The 1,345-nt window shown below is 71.9% G+C and carries 1 protein-coding gene; it reads left to right on the top strand.

Annotated features, from left to right (window positions below):
- Positions 1-1,345: acyl-CoA carboxylase subunit beta (locus ACZ56B_RS32860; protein WP_468798763.1), on the top strand; the 1,345-nt coding region annotated here is incomplete at both ends.

A 1,345-nucleotide genomic window follows, 5' to 3' on the forward strand; every position in this document is an offset into this window, starting at 1 on the left:
GGGGCAAGCTGACGGCCCGGGAGCGGATCGCGCTGCTGCTGGACGCGGACTCCTTCGTGGAGCTGGACGAGTTCGCCCGGCACCGCTCCACCGCCTTCGGCCTGGACGCCCACCGCCCCTACGGCGACGGCGTGGTCACCGGCTACGGCACCGTGGACGGCCGGCCGGTGGCGGTGTTCTCGCAGGACTTCACGGTCTTCGGCGGGGCGCTGGGCGAGGTCTACGGCCAGAAGATCGTCAAGGTGATGGACTTCGCGCTGAAGACCGGCTGCCCGATCGTCGGCATCAACGACTCCGGCGGGGCGCGGATCCAGGAGGGGGTGGCCGCGCTGGGCGCCTACGGGGAGATCTTCCGCCGCAACACCCACGCCTCCGGGGTGATCCCGCAGATCAGCCTGGTGGTCGGCCCGTGCGCGGGCGGCGCGGTGTACTCCCCGGCGATCACCGACTTCACGGTGATGGTGGACCGGACCTCGCACATGTTCATCACCGGCCCGGACGTGATCAAAACGGTCACCGGGGAGGAGGTCGGCTTCGAGGAGCTGGGCGGGGCGCGCACCCACAACACCGCCTCCGGGGTGGCCCACCACCTGGCCGCCGACGAGAAGGACGCGGTCGAGTACGTCCGCCAGCTGCTGTCCTATCTGCCGTCCAACAACCTGGCCGAGCCGCCGGCCTTTCCCGGGGAGGCCGACCCGGCGGTCACCGCCGCCGACCGGGAGCTGGACGCGCTGGTGCCGGACAGCGCCAACCGGCCCTACGACATGCGCGCGGTGCTCGAGCACGTGCTGGACGACGGCGAGTTCTTGGAGACCCAGGCGCTGTTCGCGCCGAACATCCTGACCGGGTTCGGCCGCATCGAGGGCCGCCCGGTGGGGGTGGTGGCCAACCAGCCGCTGCGGTTCGCCGGCTGCCTGGACATCGCCGCCTCGGAGAAGGCCGCCCGCTTCGTGCGCACCTGCGACGCCTTCAACCTGCCGGTGCTCACCTTCGTGGACGTGCCCGGTTTCCTGCCCGGGGTGGGCCAGGAGCACGACGGCATCATCCGCCGCGGCGCGAAGCTGATCTACGCCTACGCGGAGGCCACCGTGCCGCTGATCACGGTGATCACCCGCAAGGCGTTCGGCGGCGCCTACGACGTGATGGGCTCCAAGCACCTGGGCGCCGATCTGAACCTGGCCTGGCCGACCGCGCAGATCGCGGTGATGGGGGCGCAGGGCGCGGTCAGCATCCTGCACCGGCGGGCCATCGCCGCGGCGGACGATCCGGAGGCCACCCGTGCCCGGCTGGTGCGGGAGTACGAGGAGGCCCTGCTCAATCCGTACGGGGCGGCCGAGCGCGGCTA

The sequence above is a fragment of the Streptomyces sp. NPDC034670 genome (genome assembly GCF_055574875.1).